A 17,520-nucleotide genomic window follows, 5' to 3' on the forward strand; every position below is an offset into this window, starting at 1 on the left:
TCGTAGTAACGGTCCGTCGGCGACAAGTGTTCCCGCTGTCCGCCCCGATGCCTCCCGCAGCGCGCGAGATTCACCCCGGTCGGCCGAGGAATTCCACCCCCAGCGCGAGCACGGCGGCCGCGGTCCGGGCGCGGACGGCCGCCCGGTCTCCGGCCAGCCGCAGCGACCGGACCTGCGTCCCGTCGGGCGTCGACACGGCGACGTGGACGGTGCCGGGCGGGTACCCGTCCTGCGGGTCGGGCCCCGCCACCCCCGTCGTCGCGAGCCCCACGTCGGCCCCGAGGCGCGCCCGGACTCCGCGGGCCATGGCGCCGGCGACGTCGGGGTCCACCGCGCCGCGGGCCTCCAGCAGCGCATGGTCGACGTCGAGCAGCGCCGCCTTGAGGTCGGTGGCGTACGCGACGACGGCGCCCCGCAGGACGCTGGAGGCGCCCGGCACCTCGACCAGCGTCGAGCACACGAGCCCCCCGGTCAGGGACTCGGCGACGGCCAGGGTCCAGCCGCGGGCGCCGACGGCCGCGAGGAGCTGCTCGGCGTCCGGCACGTCACAGCCCGGAGGCGGGCGGGCGGCTCGCGGTCCGGCTGATCCGGAGCCCCGTGCGGGCGTAGTCCAGGCCGGTCACCACCGTCACCACGACCGCGGCGGCCATCACGATCGCCGCGACCACCGAGACGAACGTCGGCAGCTGGTCGAGCGGCAGCAGGTACAGGCCGATGGCGACGGACTGCAGGACCGTCTTCAGCTTGCCGCCGCGCGACGCGGGCAGCACCACGTACCGCAGCAGGAAGAACCGCATCGCGGTGATGCCGAGCTCGCGCACCAGGATGACCACCGTGATCCACCACGACAGGTCGCCCAGCCACGACAGCAGCACGAGCGCGGTACCGATGAGCACCTTGTCCGCGATGGGGTCGAGCAGCTTGCCGAGGTCAGTCACCTGACCCGAGCGCCGGGCGAGCCAGCCGTCGAGCCGGTCCGTCGCCGCCGCCAGCACGAACAGCCCGGTCGCGACCAGGCGGCCCGTGGTGCTGTGCCCTCCGTCGGCCAGGAGGGCCCAGGCGAAGAACGGCACCATCGCGATGCGCAGCACCGTGAGCGCGTTCGCCAGGTTCCAGGCGGACGGCGCAGAAGGCGCAGAAGGCGCAGCGGGAACGGCGTCGGACACCCGGACAGCCTAGAGGGGTGCGAGCGGTGGCCCGCGCATCCACTATCGTCCGCGTGTGACCCGCCACGCCCGCGCCGGCCGACGCGCGCCCGTCGCCCTCGGCCTCGCGATCCTGGCGCTCGTCGTGGTGAGCGTGGGCGGCGCCACCGCCGCCCTGCGCCCCTGGGAGCACCGGGTCCTGGCGGAGGGCACGGCACCGGCGCTTCCCGACGCCGTCGACACCCCGACGCCCACCCCCGCACCCACCCCGACGGCGGACCCGGACGTCGAGTTCTCCATCGTCGCGACCGGCGACGTCCTGCCTCACCTGCCGGTCCTGTCCGACGCCCGCGCCGCGGACGGCGGCTACGACTTCGCGCCCGTGCTCGCGCCGATGGACCGGTGGGTCCAGGGCGCCGACCTGGCCCTCTGCCATCTCGAGGTCCCGGTCGCGCCCGCCGGCACGCCGCCGAGCGGGTACCCGCTGTTCGGCTCGCCGGCGCAGATCGCGTCGTCGCTCGCGGCCCAGGGCTGGGACGGCTGCTCGACGGCGTCGAACCACTCGGTCGACCGGGGCTTCGCGGGCATCACGGCGACGCTCGACGCACTCGACGCCGCGGGGCTCGGGCACGTCGGCACCGCGCGCACCGCGGTCGAGCAGTCCCAGCCGCAGCTGTACCGGCTCGAGCGCGCGGGCCGGACGATCACCGTGGCGCACATCGCGGCCGCGTACGGCACCAACGGCATGCCGGTGGACGACGCCCGGCCGTGGTCGGTCAACCTCATCGACGTCCCGGCGCTGGTGGCGCAGGCCACGGCCGCGCGCGCCGCCGGCGCCGACCTGGTCGTGGCCAGCCTGCACTGCTGCGTCGAGTACCGCACCGAGCCCACCGCCGAGCAGGTCGCGATCGACCAGCAGCTGGCCGACTCCGGCGTGATCGACCTGCTCATCGGCCACCACGCGCACGTCCCGCAGCCCGTCGTGCACCTCAGCGGTGGGCCGCGCGGCGAGGGCATGTGGGTGGCCTACGGCCTGGGCAACTACGTCTCCAACCAGGACTCCGACTGCTGCGTGCCGAACACGGACTCCGGGTTGATGCTGACGGCTCACGTCGAGAGCGTGGGAGCGTTCCCGGCCGAGGGGCGCCCCGCCGGACCCGTGCGCGTCACCGGCGTCGAGTGGACGCCGATCACGGTCGACCGGCTGGGTGGGCACCAGGTGCACGCGCTCGCCGACATCGTGGGCGGCACCGGCACTCTCAGCGCCGCGCAGGTGGCCGACCGGACGGCGCGGGTGGAGGCCGCGGCGGGCGACCAGGCCCCGCAGCGCACCACGCCGACCCGGCCGACCGGGCCGGAGCCCGTCGTCGTGCCCCGCGTCAGCGGCTGATGTCGCCCGGCTGGGCGCTGCCGTACAGCCACCCCTGCCCGTAGCGCCAGCCGTTGCGGTGCAGGTACTCGGCCTGCTCCTCGTGCTCGATGCCCTCGGCGATGGTGACCATGGCCAGCTCGCGGGCCAGCGCCCCGAGCGCCCGGGCCACCTTGCCGGCGGTCGGGTCCTCGGGGATGCCGGACGTGAACGACATGTCGAGCTTCACACCGGCCACCGGCAGGTCGCGCAGGTAGGACAGCGGCGACACCCCCGTGCCGAAGTCGTCGAGCAGGATGGGCACGCCCGCGGCGGACAGCTGCGTGAGCTCGTGCCGGATCCGGGTGCCGGAGGCGACGAGCGAGGACTCCGTGAGCTCCACGACGATCCGGCCCGCGGTCAGGCGGTGCCGCGAGATCTCGCCCAGCAGCGTCGTCGCGAACTCCCCGTCGCCCAGCTGGTCGGCCGAGACGTTCACCGACACCCAGCGCGTCCGGTCGTGGATCGACGCGACGAACTCCACCACGCGCGTGGCCACCAGCTGCCCGAGCGCGACGGACATGCCCGCCTCCTGGATCAGCGAGAGGAACGAGGCCGGGAGCAGCAGCCCGCGCGTGGGGTGCTCCCAGCGCACCAGCGCCTCGTAGCCCACCACCCGGGAGTCGGACAGGTCCACGATCGGCTGGTAGTGCACGACGAGCTGGTCCTGGGCGATCGCCGCGGAGAGCTCGCGGTGCAGGTCGGAGGCCGAGCCCATGGTCATCGAGGCCTCGTAGACCTCCGTGCGGCTGCGGCCCGAGCCCTTCGCCCGGTACAGCGCGGCGTCGGCGGCCGCGAGCAGGCCCGGGGCGCCGCCCTCGATCGTCTCGGGGTCCGCCAGGGCGATCCCGATGCTCGCGGCGACCGTGAGCCGGCGCCGGCCGACCCGCACCGGCTCCAGCAGCCCCGTGTGGATCGCGGCGGCCACCTCGAACACCGCCCGAGGGCCGTCGAGGTCCTGCACGACCACGACGAACTCGTCGCCGCCCAGCCGCGCGACCGTGCCGCGGCGCGCGGTGGCCGCCCGCAGGACGCCCGCCACGTGCACGAGCACCTCGTCGCCGGCCGCGTGCCCGTACCGGTCGTTGATCTCCTTGAAGCCGTCGAGGTCGCAGGCGAGCACGGCCACCCGGTCGACGATGCCCGGCTGCTCGAGCACCGACTGCAGGACCTCCTGCAGCAGCGTCCGGTTGGCCAGCCCGGTCAGCGGGTCGTGCATGGCGCGGTGCGTGAGCATCTCGGCCTGCAGCCGCGACTCGGTGGAGTCCCGGACCTGCACGACGAAGTGGTCGGGCGCCCCCGTCGGCGTGCGCACCAGCGCGGCGTCGAGGGCGACCCACACCTGGTGCCCGTCGGCGCGCTGGTAGCGCTTCTCGAGCGAGAACCTGTGCTGCCCGCCCCCGAGCAGGCGGTCGACCTCGAGCCGCTCGGCGGGGCGACCCTCGGGCGTGCTGAGGTCCTCCATGCGGTACCCGCGCAGGGCGCCGACGCTGGTGCCCAGCAGCTCCGCGAACGCCGCGTTGGCCTCGACGATCCGCCACTCGAGGTCCACCAGGGCCATACCGATCGGCGCGTTCTCCATCGCGACCCGGAACTGCATCTCGCTGCGGGTCAGCGCGGCCTCGACCTCGCGGCGGCCGGTCACGTCGACCAGGGTCGTCAGCACCGCGGCCGCGTCGCCGTCGCCCGCGGGCACCAGCTGGCTCGCCACCTGCACCATGCGCGCCTGCGTGGTGTCCGTGCCGGGCAGCGCGACCCCCACCAGCTCGGAGTCCACCGTCCAGCCGGCGCGCGCCACGCCGGAGCGGTGTCCCAGGACCGCCGCCGGGTTCATGGCCAGGCCCATCTCGTTGACCAGCACGACGGGCAGGTCGCCCACGGAGCGGCCCACCGACGAGGCGGCGTCGACCCCGAGGATCGCCGCCGCCCGCTCGGAGATGTCGAGCACCCGGCCCGACAGCGACTGGACGAGCACGCCCTCCTTGGTCACCGACTGCAGGGCGTCGTACCGGTGCCGCAGCTCGCGCGAGAGCTCCAGCAGCTCGTTGGCGCGGCGGACCTGCGCGCGCTGCCGGCCGAGCAGGAGGAGCACGGCGACGAGCGCCACGATCGCGACGATCGCGATGACCGTGCTGACGACCCCGAGGGGGCCGGAGGTCGCGGCGGTCACCGACCCCCGCCGGACCAGCGCCCGGCGTCGTCCTCCTCCGCGCCGTCGAAGTAGTCGGTCGAAACGGGCGGCTCGCCCGGCAGCGCTCCGTCGACCACGGCGTACCGGTCGTCCTCCTCTGTGCCCGGCGCCCCGCGCAGCATGGCCAGCGTGCCGGGCAGGTCGTCGGGCTGGACCAGCACCTCGCGCGCCTTGGAGCCCTCGGAGGGGCCGACGATCTCGCGCGACTCGAGCAGGTCCATGAGCCGTCCGGCCTTGGCGAACCCGACCCGCAGCTTGCGCTGCAGCATCGACGTCGAGCCGAACTGCGTGGTCACCACCAGCTCCGCGGCCTGCAGCAGCAGGTCGAGGTCGTCGCCGATGTCCTCGTCCACCTGCTTCTTGACCGCGGCGACGGCGACGTCCTGCCGGTACACGGGCTTGAGCTGCTTCTTCACGTGCTCGACGACCGCGTGGATCTCCGACTCCGAGACCCAGGCGCCCTGCGTGCGCATGGGCTTGGCCGCGCCCATCGGCAGGAACAGCGCGTCGCCCTGGCCGATCAGCTTCTCGGCCCCCGGCTGGTCGAGCACGACGCGCGAGTCGGTGAGGCTGCTGGTGGCGAAGGCGAGGCGGGACGGCACGTTGGCCTTGATCAGGCCGGTGACCACGTCGACGCTGGGCCGCTGCGTGGCGAGCACCAGGTGGATGCCGGCCGCGCGGGCGAGCTGCGTGATCCGCTGGATGGACGCCTCGACGTCGCGCGGGGCGACCATCATGAGGTCGGCCAGCTCGTCGACCACCACCAGCAGGTACGGGTACGTCGCGATCTTGCGCTCCGAGCCGGGCAGCGGCTTGACCTTGCCCGCCCGCACCGCGGTGTTGAAGTCGTCGATGTGCTTGAACCCGAAGTTCGCCAGGTCGTCGTAGCGCGCCTCCATCTCGCGCACCACCCACTCGAGCGCCTCGGCGGCCTTCTTGGGGTTCGTGATGATCGGCGTGATCAGGTGCGGGATGCCCTCGTAGATCGTCAGCTCGACGCGCTTCGGGTCGACCAGCACCATGCGCACCTCGTCGGGCGTCGCGCGCATGAGGATCGAGACGATCATCGAGTTCACGAAGCTCGACTTGCCCGCGCCCGTGGCGCCCGCCACCAGCAGGTGGGGCATCTTGGCCAGGTTGGCGGTGACGTACCCGCCCTCGACGTCCTTGCCGACGCCGATCACCATCGGGTGCTCGGTGCGCTTGGCCGCGCTCGAGCGCAGCACGTCGCCGAGCGAGACCGTCTCGCGGTCGGTGTTGGGGATCTCGATGCCGATGGCCGACTTGCCGGGGATGGGCGACAGGATCCGGACGTCCGCGCTGGCCACGGCGTAGGCGATGTTCTTGCTCAGCGCGGTCACCCGCTCGACCTTGACCGCCTGGCCCAGCTCGACCTCGTACCGCGTGACCGTCGGGCCGCGCGTGAACCCGGTGACCTGCGCGTCGATCTCGAAGGCGTCGAGCACGGAGGTCAGGGACTCGACCACGCGGTCGTTGGCCGCCGAGCGCACCTTGTGCGGCGCACCCTTGGCCAGCACGTCCTCGGCGGGCAGCGTGTAGAGCACGTCGCCGCCGAGCATCGGCTGCTCGCCGCGCGGGACCGGCGTGGTCTCGGGTGCGGCCAGCGGGGGCTTGGCCGCGACGACGGTCGTCGGCACGGTGTCCGGCGCCGCGTCGCGCGCCAGCTGCGCCTCGGCCTCGGCCTCGGCGGCCGCGATGATGGCCGCGCGGGCGAACGCCTCGTCGCCGTCGTAGCCGTCCAGCCGGGTGTCCTCGGGCTCGTCCACCTGCTCGGCGCGCTGCCGCCGGCGGCCGAGCAGCCCCCGCTTGGCCGGCGGCGCCTCGATCTCGGGCACCGCGGTGTGCAGGGCGTTGATCACGAGCGGCGCGTCGTCCTCGGCTGCAGCCTCGGCCGGCTCCCGGTGGTTGCCCGTGAGCTTGTCGTAGACCCCGCGCAGCCGCGGGACCACCTGGTGCACCGGCGTCGCGGTGACGACGAGGACGCCGAAGAAGGCGAGCAGGATCAGCAGGGCGACCGCCACGCCGGGCGTGAGCAGGCTGGCCAGCGGGGTGCCGACGAGGAACCCGACCATGCCGCCCGCCTGCCGCAGGGCGGCGAAGTCGTCGGTGCCGGGCAGCCCGGCGGCGATCTGCACGAGGCCGCAGACCGCGAGCGTGATCGCGCCGAGCCCGATCACGATGCGCCCGTTGGCCTCGACGCGCTCGGGGTGCCGCATGAGCCGGACCGCGAGCCCGAGCAGGACGAGCGGGACGACGACGCCGACCTTGCCGAACGTGCCGGCCACGACGTTGTGCACGACCGTGCCGGCGGTGCCGGACAGGTCCCACCACTCGCGGGCGGCGATGACGATGGCCAGGCCGAGGAGCGTGAACGCCAGGCCGTCCCGGCGGTGCGACGGGTCCAGGTCCCGGGCGCCCTTGCCCACGCGGCGCGCGGTGCCGCCGACGAGGTGGGCCGTGCCCATGAACACGCCCTTGACGATGCGCACGGGCAGCGCCGGGCGGGGCGGCGGCGGGGCGGGCTTGCGCCCCTGCGGGCGGGAGGATCCGGACGGCTTGCCGGAGGCGCGCGACGTCGCCGGCGCACCGGAGCGGGCGCGAGGGGTGGACGTACGAGTCGCCATGGTCCTCAAAGTAGCCGGGGCTGCCTGCCGGACGGGCACGCCCGGGCGCGTGTCGGCCGCGTGATCACCCGATCAGCACGCCGGGACCGCGCGGGGCGACGCCGCTGTGGGCGGTCCGTGCCACGGTGGAGTGATGACGGTGACCCGCGGGCAGGTGCTGCGGTACCGCGTGCACGCCCAGCAGCTCGACCGGCCGACCAGCACGCGTCGGCGGCCTGACGACGCCGCGATCCTCGACCTCGGAGTGCAGGACACCGGGCCGGACGGTGCCCTGTGGGCGCTCGCGCTGCGCGGCGTGCCCGTGCGCGCCCACGACTGGCCGCCCGAGCTCGCCCTCGCCTGGACGGTGCGGGGCGCCCCGCACGCCTACCGGCGCGCGGACCTGCCGCTCGTCGAGCAGGCGCTGCGCCCCTACTCCGAGGCCGATGCGGCCAAGCGCATCCTCAACGCGGCGCGTCCCCTCGCCGCCGCTCACATCCCCGCCCTCGAGGCCCTGGCGACCGTCTCGCGGACGATGCACGACGTCGTGGCCCAGCCCCTGGCGAAGGGCGAGCTCTCCACCCGGATGACCGCACAGATGTCCGAGCCCTACCTGCGGTGGTGCGGGCCGTGCGGCGCGACCCACATGTACGAGATGCCGTTCCGGCTCGCCGCGCTGCACGCCGGGCTGGAGCTCGAGCCCGACACCTCTCCCCCGGTGGTCCGGCGCATCCCGCACTGGCCGGCGGGGCACGTGGGGAACCTCGACCGCGCGGTCGGCGACGACGGGGCTGTCGACCTGGTGCGGGGTGTGCTGCACCTGCTCGGGCCGTTGACGCCGAAGCAGGTGGCCGTCTTCCTGGACTCCCCCGTCCGGGACGTCACGGCCCGCTGGCCCGCCGACGCCGTCGAGGTCGACGTCGGCGGCACCCGCGCCGGGCTGCTCGACGCCGACCTCGCCGCGCTCGAGGACCCGCCGGGCGCCCCGCTCGTGCGGCTGCTGGGGCCGTACGACCTGTTCCTCCAGGGCCGCGACCGGGAGCTGCTGGTGCCGGACGCGAGCCACCACAAGGAGCTCTGGCCGACCATCGGCCGGCCCGGCGCGGTCCTGGCCGACGGCGAGCTGGTGGGCACCTGGCGCCCGCGCGCGTCGGGGACCACCCTGCGGCTCGAGCTCGAGGAGTGGGTGCCGTGGTCGGCGCCGACCAGGGCCGCGGTGAGGGTCGAGCACGAGCGCCTGGCGCAGTTCCGGGGTCTGACTCCCCGCTGAGCCGACTCCCGAGCATGTCGGTGGTCGGCCCTACGGTGGGTGCATGAGTCTTCTGCGGGCGGCCCGATGAGCCGCCGGGGCTGGTTGCTGCTCCTCGCCGTCGGCGTCATCTGGGGCATCCCGTACCTGCTGATCAAGATCGCGGTCACCGAGGTCACGCCGGTCACGGTCGTCTTCGTCCGGACGGCGGTCGGCGCCCTCCTGCTGCTGCCGTTCGCGATCCGCGGCGGCGGCCTGCGCACGCTGCGGGGGCACTGGCCGGCCGTGCTCGGGTTCGCGGTGCTCGAGATCGTGCTGCCGTGGATCCTGCTGTCCAACGCCGAGCGCACGCTGTCCAGCTCGACCACCGGGCTGCTCGTGGCCACCGTGCCCATCGCGGCGGTCGTGCTGGGTCGGCTGGTCGGCGACCGGCGGCCCGTCGCACTGGTGCGCTGGGTCGGCCTGCTCGTCGGTCTCGGCGGCGTGGCCCTGCTGCTCGGGCCTGGCGCCGCGGGTGGTGACCCGTGGGCGGTCGCGCAGGTGCTGCTCGCCGCCCTGGGCTACGCGTCCGCGCCGATCATCGCCGACCGCGCGCTGCGGGACGTCCCGGCCATCCCGCTCACGGCCACCTGCCTCGCGATCACGGCCCTCGTCTACGCGCCGTTCGTCGCGCTGGGCGGCCCGCAGCCGTGGCCGCAGCTCGACGCGGTCCTCGCGCTCGTCGGGCTGGGCGCCCTGTGCACCGCGCTCGCGTTCGTCCTGTTCTTCCGCCTGATCGTCGAGGTGGGCGCGGCGCGCTCGACCCTCGTCGCGTACCTCAACCCCGTCGTCGCGGTCGCGCTCGGCGCCCTCGTGCTCGACGAGGCGATCACGGTCACCGTGCTCGCGGCGACCGCGCTGATCCTGCTCGGCTCCGCGGCGGCCTCGCGCCGCCCGCGCGACGCCGCACCACCCCCGCCGGACGAGCCGGCCGACCTCGAGGGCACGCGCATGGCCGACGGCGTCACGGGAGCGACGCCGGCCTGAGACGCCGCACGGCCCCGCCCTGGACCAGGACGGGGCCGTGCGGGCGGAGCGGTCAGGCCTCGACGACCACCGGGATGATCATCGGGCGGCGGCGCAGGCGGTTGGACACCCAGCGACCGACCACGCGCCGCATCACCTGCTGCAGGGAGTGGGCGTCGGAGTTGCCGTTGCGCGCCGCCTCCTCGAGCGCCGCGGTCAGCTCGGGCAGGATGTCGTCGAACACGGCGTCCTGCTCGGCGAACCCGCGCGCGTGGATCTGCGGGCCGGCCAGCACCTTGCCGTCGGCCGAGCTGACCACCGCGAAGATCGAGATGAAGCCCTCGTCGCCGAGGATCCGGCGGTCCTTGAGCTCGACCTCGGTGATCTCCCCGACGCTCGAGCCGTCGACGTAGACGTACCCGCAGGGGACGGCGCCGACGATGCGGGCGCGGCCGTCGATGAGGTCGACGACGATCCCGTCCTCCGCCAGCACCACGCGGTCGGCCGGCACGCCGGTCTGCACCGCGAGCGCGGCGTTGGCCACGAGGTGCCGGATCTCGCCGTGCACGGGCATGACGTTGCGCGGCTTGAGGATGTTGTAGCAGTAGAGGAGCTCGCCGGCGCTCGCGTGGCCGGACACGTGCACCTTGGCGTTGCCGGAGTGCACCACGCGCGCGCCGAGGCGCGTGAGGCCGTTGATCACGCGGAACACCGCGTTCTCGTTCCCGGGGATCAGCGACGAGGCCATGATCACGGTGTCGCCGGGGCCGACGGACACCTTGTGGTCGTTGTTCGCGATCCGGGACAGGGCCGCCATCGGCTCGCCCTGCGAGCCGGTGCACATGAGCACGATCTCGTCGTCGCGCAGCGTGTCGACCTGCTTGAGGTCGATGAGCACGCCCTCGGGCACCTTGAGGTAGCCGAGGTCGGACGCGATGCCCATGTTGCGGACCATCGAGCGGCCCACCAGCGCGACGCGGCGGTTGTGCGTGTACGCGGCGTCGAGCACCTGCTGCACGCGGTGCACGTGCGAGGCGAACGACGCGACGATGATCCGCTTGGTCGAGTCGGCGAACACCTGGTCCAGCACCGGCCCGATGCCGCGCTCCTGCGCGACGAACCCGGGCACCTCGGCGTTGGTCGAGTCGACCATGAACAGGTCGACACCGCGCTCGCCGAGCCGGGCGAAGGCCCGCAGGTCGGTGATGCGGCCGTCGAGCGGCAGCTGGTCCATCTTGAAGTCGCCGGTGTGCAGGACGGTGCCGGCGCCGGTGCGCACCGCGACGGCGAGCGCGTCGGGGATCGAGTGGTTCACCGCGATGAACTCGCACTCGAAGGCGCCGAAGGTCTCGGTCTGGCCCTCGCGGACCTCGCGCGTGACCGGCTGGATGCGGTGCTCCTTGAGCTTGGCCTCGATGAAGGCCAGCGTCAGCCGGGAGCCGACCAGCGGGATGTTGCGGCGCAGGCGCAGCAGGTACGGCACCGCGCCGATGTGGTCCTCGTGGCCGTGCGTCAGGACGATCGCCTCGATGTCGTCGAGGCGGTCCTTGATGTACTCGAAGTCGGGAAGGATCAGGTCGACGCCGGGCTGGTGGTCCTCGGGGAACAGGACGCCGCAGTCGATGACGAGCAGGCGGCCGGCGTACTCGAGGACGGCCATGTTGCGGCCGACCTCTCCGAGACCACCCAGTGCGACGACTCGCAGGGCGCCGTCGGCCAGGGCCGGCGGCAGGGTGAGCTCGGGGTGCGGGTGACTCATGGGGCTCCTGGTGGGATCAGATGCGATCGCCGACGACGGACTCGAGCAGCCCGGCGGCCCGCAGGCCGTCGCGGATCAGCGCGAGCTCGTCGTCGGTCGCGGGGACGAGCGGGAGGCGCACCGAGCGCTCGGGCAGGACGCCCAGCACCTGGAGCGCGGCCTTCGCGGCGACGGCCTGGAAGCCGGCGCCGTTGAGTGCATCGATCGCGGGGATGATCGATCGGAAGATGCGGAGGGCCTCGACGTGGTTGCCGGCGTCGAACGCACGGGCGATCTCGGCCAGCTGCCGGCCGGCGACGTGGCCTGAGACGCTGACGATGCCGACGGCGCCGTGGGCCAGCAGCGTGAGGAACGCGCTGTCGTCGCCCGAGTACCAGGCCAGCCCGGTCCGGGCGATGGCCTTGGCGGCGCCGTAGAGGTCGCCGCTGGCGTCCTTCATGGCGACGACGCGCCCGTGGTCCGCGAGCGCCTCGATGGTCGAGGGCGCGAACCGGACGCCCGTGCGGCCCGGGACGTCGTAGAGCATGACCGGCAGGTCGGTCGCGTCGGCGACGGACTCGACGTGCCGCCGGACGCCCTCCTGCGAGGGCCGCGAGTAGTACGGGCTGACCACGAGCAGGCCGTGCGCACCGGCCTCGGCCGCCTGCTCCGCCATCCGCACGGCGTGCGCGGTGTCGTTGGACCCGGCGCCGGCGACGACCCAGGCACGGTCGCCCACGGCCTCGACGACGGCCCGGACGAGCTCGGCCTTCTCAGGCGCGTGCGTGGTCGACGCCTCCCCCGTGGTGCCGTTGAGCACCAGCCCGTCGTTGCCCTGGTCCACCAGGTGCCGGGCGAGCTGCACGGCGCCGGCGAGGTCGACGGCACCGTCCGCCGTGAACGGCGTGACCATCGCGGTGAGCACGGTCCCGAACGGGCGTGCGGACGAGGAGGTGCGCGGCATGGGGCCACGGTACCGCCCCGGGCAGACCGCCCGTCCTGCGGATCCGCGCCTCAGGCGCGCAGGTACGTCTCGAAGCGGTACCGCGTCCCGCCCGCCGACGACACGTGCCAGCCGTGGTCCGGGTCGACCGCGCTGCGCCGCCAGGTCGCCCGGTCGAGGGCGGGGGCACGCGTGTCGCCGCCGACGTCGAGCGAGACCACGGTGACCTCGACGCGATCGGCCCGCGGCAACAGCGCGGCGTAGACCGCACCCCCGCCGATGACCCAGGTCTCGCGGTCGCCCGCCAGGCGCAACGCCTCGTCGATGCCGTGCGCGACGAGCGCACCCGGCGCGACGAGCTCGGGCGAGCGCGTCAGCACGATGTTGTCCCTGCCCGGCAGCGGCCGGAACCGCGGGGGCAGCGACTCCCACGTCGCGCGGCCCATGAGCACGGGGTGACCACGCGTGAGCTCGCGGAAGTGAGCCATGTCCTCCGGGACGTGCCAGGGCAGCGTGCCGTCGCGCCCGATGATCCCCGTGGGCGTCTGGGCCCAGATGAGCGCCAGGCTCACACGGCTACCGGGGCCTTGATGGCCGGGTGGTACTGGTAGTCGACCACCTGCACGTCGTCGAACGTGTAGTCGAACAGCGACGCGGCCTTGCGCAGCTCGAGCCGCGGCGCGGGGTACGGCGTGCGGCTGAGCTGCTCGCGGACCTGGTCGACGTGGTTGTCGTAGATGTGGCAGTCGCCGCCGGTCCACACGAAGTCGCCGACCTCCAGCCCCACCTGCTGGGCGACCATGTGCGTGAGCAGCGCGTACGACGCGATGTTGAACGGCACGCCGAGGAACAGGTCCGCCGAGCGCTGGTACAGCTGGCAGCTCAGCCGGCCGTCGGCCACGTAGAACTGGAAGAACGCGTGGCACGGCGCGAGCGCCATCGACGGGATGTCCGCCACGTTCCACGCCGAGACGATGTGCCGACGCGAGTCGGGGTCGCGCCGCAGGTTGGCCAGCAGCTCGCTGATCTGGTCGATGTGCCCGCCGTCGGGCGTCGGCCAGCTGCGCCACTGCACGCCGTACACGGGGCCCAGCTCGCCGTCGGGACCCGCCCACTCGTCCCAGATGGTCACGTTGTTCTCGTGCAGGTAGGCGACGTTGGACTCGCCCCGCAGGAACCACAGCAGCTCGTGGACGATCGAGCGCAGGTGGACGCGCTTCGTCGTGACCAGCGGGAAGCCGGCGGACAGGTCGAAGCGCATCTGGTGCCCGAACACGCTGCGGGTGCCGGTGCCGGTGCGGTCCGCCTTCGGGGTGCCGGTCTCCAGGACGAGCCGCAGGAGGTCCTCGTAGGGGCTGGGCACCGGTGCGTCCGTCATGGTGGTCATCGTAGGTCGCCGCACCGACGTGCCGGGGGCAGGTCCTCAGTGCGTCGGCGCGTCCCGGGCGACATACTGCCGCCTATGACGCCGTCGTCCCTGCCCCCCACCGTCGCCGCCCACGTGCCCACAGGGGTGCTCATCGACGGGGCGTGGCGCCCTGCGAGCACCGGCCGCACGTTCGAGGTGGCGGACCCTGCGACCACCGAGACCCTCTTCGACGTCTCCGACGGCGGCGAGCAGGACGCGCTCGACGCCCTCACCGCGGCCGACGCCTCGTTCCCGGAGTGGCGGGCCACGGCGCCGCGCGTGCGCGCCGAGCTGCTGCGCGCCGTCTTCGAGACCCTGACGGCGCGCACCGAGGACATCGCCGCCCTGGTCACCGCCGAGGGGGGCAAGCCGCTGGCCGAGTCCCGCGCCGAGGTCGCGTACGGCGCCGACTACGTCCGCTGGTACTCCGAGCAGGCGGTCCGGTTCGAGGGCCTCGCCCGCCGCGCACCGTCCGGCGCGAACCACCAGCTCGTCCTGCGCCGCCCGGTCGGCCCCGCGCTGCTCATCACACCGTGGAACTTCCCGATCGCGATGATCGCGCGCAAGGTCGCCCCCGCGCTCGCCGCGGGCTGCACGGTCGTCATCAAGCCCGCCCAGCTGACCCCGCTGACCACCGCGTACGTCGCCGAGATCATCCGCGAGGAGCTCGAGGGCCGCGGGCTGCCCACCGGCGTGATCAACGTGGTGCCCTCCGCGTCGGCCCGGACCATCTCCGGACCGCTGCTGGCGGACCCGCGGCTGCGCAAGCTGTCGTTCACCGGGTCGACCGAGGTGGGCGCCGCGCTGCTCAAGGCGTCGGCCGACAACATCCTGCGCACGTCGATGGAGCTGGGCGGCAACGCGCCGTTCCTGGTGTTCGAGGACGCCGACATCCCCGCCGCGGTGCAGGGCGCCGTGCAGGCCAAGATGCGCAACGCCGGGCAGACCTGCGTCGCCGCCAACCGGTTCCTCGTGCACGCGTCGGTCGCCGAGGAGTTCACCGCCGGCCTCACCGCGGCGTTCGACAAGCTGGTCGTCGGGCACGGTGCCGACGAGGGCACGACCGTGGGCCCGCTCATCGAGGCGTCGGCCGTCGACCGCGTCGAGGAGGTCGTGGCCGAGGCGGTCGACGCCGGCGCCCGCGTCCGCATCGGCGGCGACCGCCCCGACCGGCCCGGCTACTTCTACGCGCCGACCGTGCTCGACCGCGTGTCCGCCGACCTGCGCGTGATCACCGAGGAGACGTTCGGCCCGGTGGCGCCCGTGGTGACGTTCGGGTCCGAGGAGGAGGGGGTCGCGCTGGCCAACTCCACGCCGTTCGGCCTGGTGGCCTACGCGTACACCCGGGACATCGCGCGCGTGATGCGCCTGGCGGAGTCGGTCGAGACCGGGATGCTCGGCGTCAACCGCGGGCTGGTCTCCGACGCGAGCGCACCGTTCGGCGGCGTCAAGTCGTCCGGGCTCGGCCGCGAGGGCGGCGAGGCCGGCATCGAGGAGTATCTCGACAGCGTGTACGTGGCGATCTGACCGGTCGTGGCTGTGCCACAGTTGCCCGCGTGACGCAGGACGCCGAGGGACGCGCCGCCATCCGGCAGGCCGTCTCCGTGGCCCTGGCCACCGGCCTGTACGGCGTCTCGTTCGGCGCGCTCGCGGTCGCCGCGGGGCTGTCGGTGCCGCAGGCGATGGCCCTGAGCCTGCTGATGTTCTCCGGCGGCTCGCAGTTCGCGTTCATCGGCGTGGTCGGCGCGGGCGGGCTCGCCGGGGCGGCCGTCGCGACGGCGGGGCTGCTCGGCGTGCGCAACGGCCTCTACGGTCCGCAGGTGGCGCCGCTGATCGACGCCCACGGCTGGCGACGCCCGCTGGCCGCCCAGCTGACCATCGACGAGTCCACGGCGGTCGCCACCGTGCACAAGGCGCCGCACGCCGCGAGGCTCGGGTTCTGGTGGACCGGCGTCGGGGTGTTCGTCCTGTGGAACCTGTTCACCCTCGCCGGGGCGATCGTGGGCGACCGGCTGGGCGACCCGCGCAGGTACGGGCTCGACGCCGCCGCGGCGGCCGCCTTCCTGGCCCTGGTCTGGCCGCGGATCACCGGCCCCGGCACGGGGCTCGCGCGGCTGGTCGCCGGCGGGGCGGTCGTCGTCGCGCTGGCGCTCACCCCCGTGGCGCCCGCCGGCATCCCGGTGCTGCTCGCCGCGGGCGTCGCGATCGTGGCCGGCTTCCTGGCCCGCGAGCCGGAGCCGGTCGCGTGAGCCCGCTGGTCACGTGGGTCGCGATCGTCGTCGCCAGCGCCGTGTGCTTCGCGCTCAAGCTGGCGGGGCACCTCGTGCCCAAGCACTGGCTCGCGGAGCCCCGGGTCGCCCGGACGGCCGCGCTGGTCACGGTCGCGCTGCTGTCCGCGCTGGTGGCCGTGCAGGCGGCGACGCGCGGGGGCGAGATCGTGCTCGACGCCCGGCTCCCCGCGCTCGTCGTCGCCGCGGTCGCGCTGGTGCTGAGGGCACCGTTCGTGGTCGTCGTCGTGCTCGCCGCGGTCACCGCGGCCGTGCTCCGGGCGCTCGGCATGCCGTGAGATCCGGGCGGGCACCATCTGCGGCCCCCGGCCGTTGGGTGTCCGAACGCCCTGCCGCGTGGCGCGCTCTCGTGCCCGGCACCCGTCACCCCTCCGGAGGACCCCGTGGCCACTCCCACCCGCCGCAACCAGCTCGGCTCGCTGATCTTCTTCTCCCGCTGGCTCCAGGTGCCCCTGTACCTGGGGCTGATCGTCGCGCAGGCGATCTACGTCTGGCAGTTCATGCTGGAGCTCTGGCACATCGCCGAGGAGGTCTTCCTGCACGGGGGGCTGTCCGAGGAGGCGATCATGCTGGGCGTGCTCGGCCTGGTCGACGTCGTGATGATCGCGAACCTGCTCATCATGGTCATCGTCGGCGGCTACGAGACGTTCGTGTCCCGCATCAAGCTCGACGACCACCCCGACCAGCCGGAGTGGCTGTCGCACGTCAACGCCAACGTGCTCAAGACCAAGCTCGCCATGTCGATCATCGGCATCTCGTCGATCCACCTGCTGCGCAGCTTCATCGAGGCCCGCGGGATCATCGCCGCCGACGGCACCGACGTGCTGCTCTGGCAGATGGTCATCCACCTGGCGTTCATCGTGTCGGCCGTCGCGCTCGCCTGGATCGACAAGATGTCCGTGAAGCACCCCCCGAAGACCACCGCCCCCGTCCCCGAGCCCGCCGAGGTCCACTGATGGCCCTGTTCACCGACAACGCCGACGTCTCGGTCCGGCCCGCCGTCCGCGGCGACGAGCACGCGATCGCCCGCGTGCAGGTCGAGGCGTGGCGGGTCTCGCACGCGGAGGTGCTCGGCCAGGGCGCGCTCGACCTGCTGGACGAGCGGGCGATCGAGGCCCAGTGGGCCGCGGCCGTGGTGGCCCCGCCCTCCGGCTACCGCGTGCTCGTGGCCTGCGACGGGCCCACCGTGGTCGGCGTCGTGTCCGTCGCCCCGGTCCCGCCGCCCGAGGGCCGTCCGTTCGACGCCCCCGGCGGCGTGATCCTCGCGCTCGAGGTCGAGCCGGCGCGGCAGCGCGTCGGCCACGGCTCGCGGCTGCTGGCGGCGGCCGTCGACACCCTGCGCGAGGACGGCGCCGACCAGGTGCACACCTGGGTGCTCGACGGCGACGAGGCGCGGGCCCGGTTCCTCGCCTCGGCGGGCCTGGGTCCCGACGACGTGGCCCGCGAGCTGATCTCGGGCGCCATGCCCGACGGCACGACGCGCACGGTCACCGAGCACCGCTGGTCGGCGTCGATCTAGTC

The 17,520-nt window shown here is 74.0% G+C and carries 16 protein-coding genes; 8 read left to right on the forward strand and 8 right to left on the reverse strand.

Annotation, left to right across the window (positions count from 1 at the left end; all coding sequences use genetic code 11):
* Positions 1–70: 70 nt before the first annotated feature.
* Together AB5970_RS15330 and pgsA are read right to left on the reverse strand one after the other, a co-directional pair.
* Positions 71–544 carry a CinA family protein gene (locus tag AB5970_RS15330; protein WP_370504809.1) on the reverse strand — a complete coding sequence of 158 codons (474 nt, stop codon included), beginning with the start codon at positions 542–544 and terminating at the stop codon, positions 71–73.
* Between the two features lies 1 nt (position 545).
* On the reverse strand, positions 546–1,166 hold the full coding sequence (gene pgsA / locus AB5970_RS15335; RefSeq protein ID WP_370504810.1) for a CDP-diacylglycerol--glycerol-3-phosphate 3-phosphatidyltransferase: 621 nt from the start codon (positions 1,164–1,166) through the stop codon (positions 546–548).
* Between the two features lie 55 nt (positions 1,167–1,221).
* Between pgsA and AB5970_RS15340 the strand changes: the two genes are divergently transcribed.
* Complete coding sequence (locus AB5970_RS15340) at positions 1,222–2,535, forward strand: CapA family protein (RefSeq protein WP_370504811.1); 1,314 nt, start codon at positions 1,222–1,224, stop codon at positions 2,533–2,535.
* Here AB5970_RS15340 and AB5970_RS15345 read toward each other — a convergent pair.
* A complete protein-coding gene (locus AB5970_RS15345; protein WP_370504812.1) occupies positions 2,525–4,723 on the reverse strand; it encodes a putative bifunctional diguanylate cyclase/phosphodiesterase in 2,199 nt (732 codons plus the stop codon). The two genes, AB5970_RS15340 and AB5970_RS15345, sit on opposite strands and share 11 nt — an antisense overlap.
* Complete coding sequence (locus tag AB5970_RS15350) at positions 4,720–7,389, reverse strand: FtsK/SpoIIIE family DNA translocase (protein WP_370504813.1); 2,670 nt, start codon at positions 7,387–7,389, stop codon at positions 4,720–4,722. The genes AB5970_RS15345 and AB5970_RS15350 overlap by 4 nt, the downstream gene beginning before the upstream one ends.
* Positions 7,390–7,522: 133 nt before the next feature.
* Between AB5970_RS15350 and AB5970_RS15355 the strand changes: the two genes are divergently transcribed.
* The gene (locus AB5970_RS15355; protein ID WP_370504814.1) at positions 7,523–8,638 is read left to right on the forward strand and encodes a winged helix DNA-binding domain-containing protein; all 1,116 of its coding nucleotides are present in this window, start codon (positions 7,523–7,525) and stop codon (positions 8,636–8,638) included.
* Between the two features lie 66 nt (positions 8,639–8,704).
* Positions 8,705–9,643: a DMT family transporter gene (locus tag AB5970_RS15360; protein WP_370504815.1), complete on the forward strand. Its 939-nt coding sequence runs from the start codon at positions 8,705–8,707 to the stop codon at positions 9,641–9,643.
* A 52-nt stretch (positions 9,644–9,695) separates the two neighbouring features.
* Here the strand turns inward: AB5970_RS15360 and AB5970_RS15365 are convergent, their stop codons facing one another.
* The 4 genes from AB5970_RS15365 to AB5970_RS15380 are packed head-to-tail and all read right to left on the reverse strand — an operon-like array spanning position 9,696 to position 13,681.
* Positions 9,696–11,381 (reverse strand): ribonuclease J, encoded by a 1,686-nt coding sequence (locus AB5970_RS15365; protein ID WP_370504816.1) that lies wholly within the window; start codon positions 11,379–11,381, stop codon positions 9,696–9,698.
* A gap of 16 nt (positions 11,382–11,397) precedes the next feature.
* The gene (dapA, locus tag AB5970_RS15370; protein ID WP_370504817.1) at positions 11,398–12,324 is read right to left on the reverse strand and encodes a 4-hydroxy-tetrahydrodipicolinate synthase; all 927 of its coding nucleotides are present in this window, start codon (positions 12,322–12,324) and stop codon (positions 11,398–11,400) included.
* A gap of 50 nt (positions 12,325–12,374) precedes the next feature.
* Positions 12,375–12,875, reverse strand: coding sequence for a dihydrofolate reductase (locus tag AB5970_RS15375; protein WP_370504818.1), 501 nt, complete (start codon positions 12,873–12,875; stop codon positions 12,375–12,377).
* The gene (locus AB5970_RS15380) at positions 12,872–13,681 is read right to left on the reverse strand and encodes a thymidylate synthase (RefSeq protein ID WP_370504819.1); all 810 of its coding nucleotides are present in this window, start codon (positions 13,679–13,681) and stop codon (positions 12,872–12,874) included. Before AB5970_RS15380 ends, AB5970_RS15375 begins: the two co-directional genes overlap by 4 nt.
* An 84-nt stretch (positions 13,682–13,765) precedes the next feature.
* Between AB5970_RS15380 and AB5970_RS15385 the strand changes: the two genes are divergently transcribed.
* The 5 genes from AB5970_RS15385 to AB5970_RS15405 all read left to right on the forward strand — a co-directional run bounded on the left by AB5970_RS15385 (position 13,766) and on the right by AB5970_RS15405 (position 17,518).
* On the forward strand, positions 13,766–15,238 hold the full coding sequence (locus AB5970_RS15385) for an NAD-dependent succinate-semialdehyde dehydrogenase (RefSeq protein WP_370504820.1): 1,473 nt from the start codon (positions 13,766–13,768) through the stop codon (positions 15,236–15,238).
* A gap of 29 nt (positions 15,239–15,267) precedes the next feature.
* A complete protein-coding gene (locus AB5970_RS15390) occupies positions 15,268–15,960 on the forward strand; it encodes an AzlC family ABC transporter permease (protein WP_370504821.1) in 693 nt (230 codons plus the stop codon).
* Entirely contained in the window at positions 15,957–16,277 is a 321-nt protein-coding gene (locus tag AB5970_RS15395; RefSeq protein ID WP_370504822.1) for an AzlD domain-containing protein, read from the forward strand. The genes AB5970_RS15390 and AB5970_RS15395 overlap by 4 nt, the downstream gene beginning before the upstream one ends.
* Positions 16,278–16,382: 105 nt before the next feature.
* Positions 16,383–16,955 (forward strand): TIGR00645 family protein, encoded by a 573-nt coding sequence (locus AB5970_RS15400; protein WP_370504823.1) that lies wholly within the window; start codon positions 16,383–16,385, stop codon positions 16,953–16,955.
* The gene (locus AB5970_RS15405) at positions 16,955–17,518 is read left to right on the forward strand and encodes a GNAT family N-acetyltransferase (RefSeq protein ID WP_370504824.1); all 564 of its coding nucleotides are present in this window, start codon (positions 16,955–16,957) and stop codon (positions 17,516–17,518) included. The genes AB5970_RS15400 and AB5970_RS15405 overlap by 1 nt, the downstream gene beginning before the upstream one ends.
* Positions 17,519–17,520 lie beyond the last annotated feature (2 nt).

The organism is Cellulomonas sp. ICMP 17802, from assembly GCF_041295535.1.
Lineage (GTDB): Bacteria > Actinomycetota > Actinomycetes > Actinomycetales > Cellulomonadaceae > Cellulomonas.

Bases quoted from the DNA above. Each gene is read 5' to 3' on its own strand.
- AB5970_RS15365 (WP_370504816.1), bottom strand. From the start codon at position 11,381: ATGAGTCACCCGCACCCCGAGCTCACCCTGCCGCCGGCCCTGGCCGAC.
- dapA (WP_370504817.1), bottom strand. From the start codon at position 12,324: ATGCCGCGCACCTCCTCGTCCGCACGCCCGTTCGGGACCGTGCTCACC.
- AB5970_RS15350 (WP_370504813.1), bottom strand. From the start codon at position 7,389: ATGGCGACTCGTACGTCCACCCCTCGCGCCCGCTCCGGTGCGCCGGCG.
- AB5970_RS15380 (WP_370504819.1), bottom strand. From the start codon at position 13,681: ATGACGGACGCACCGGTGCCCAGCCCCTACGAGGACCTCCTGCGGCTC.
- AB5970_RS15360 (WP_370504815.1), top strand. From the start codon at position 8,705: ATGAGCCGCCGGGGCTGGTTGCTGCTCCTCGCCGTCGGCGTCATCTGG.
- AB5970_RS15355 (WP_370504814.1), top strand. From the start codon at position 7,523: ATGACGGTGACCCGCGGGCAGGTGCTGCGGTACCGCGTGCACGCCCAG.
- AB5970_RS15385 (WP_370504820.1), top strand. From the start codon at position 13,766: ATGACGCCGTCGTCCCTGCCCCCCACCGTCGCCGCCCACGTGCCCACA.
- AB5970_RS15405 (WP_370504824.1), top strand. From the start codon at position 16,955: ATGGCCCTGTTCACCGACAACGCCGACGTCTCGGTCCGGCCCGCCGTC.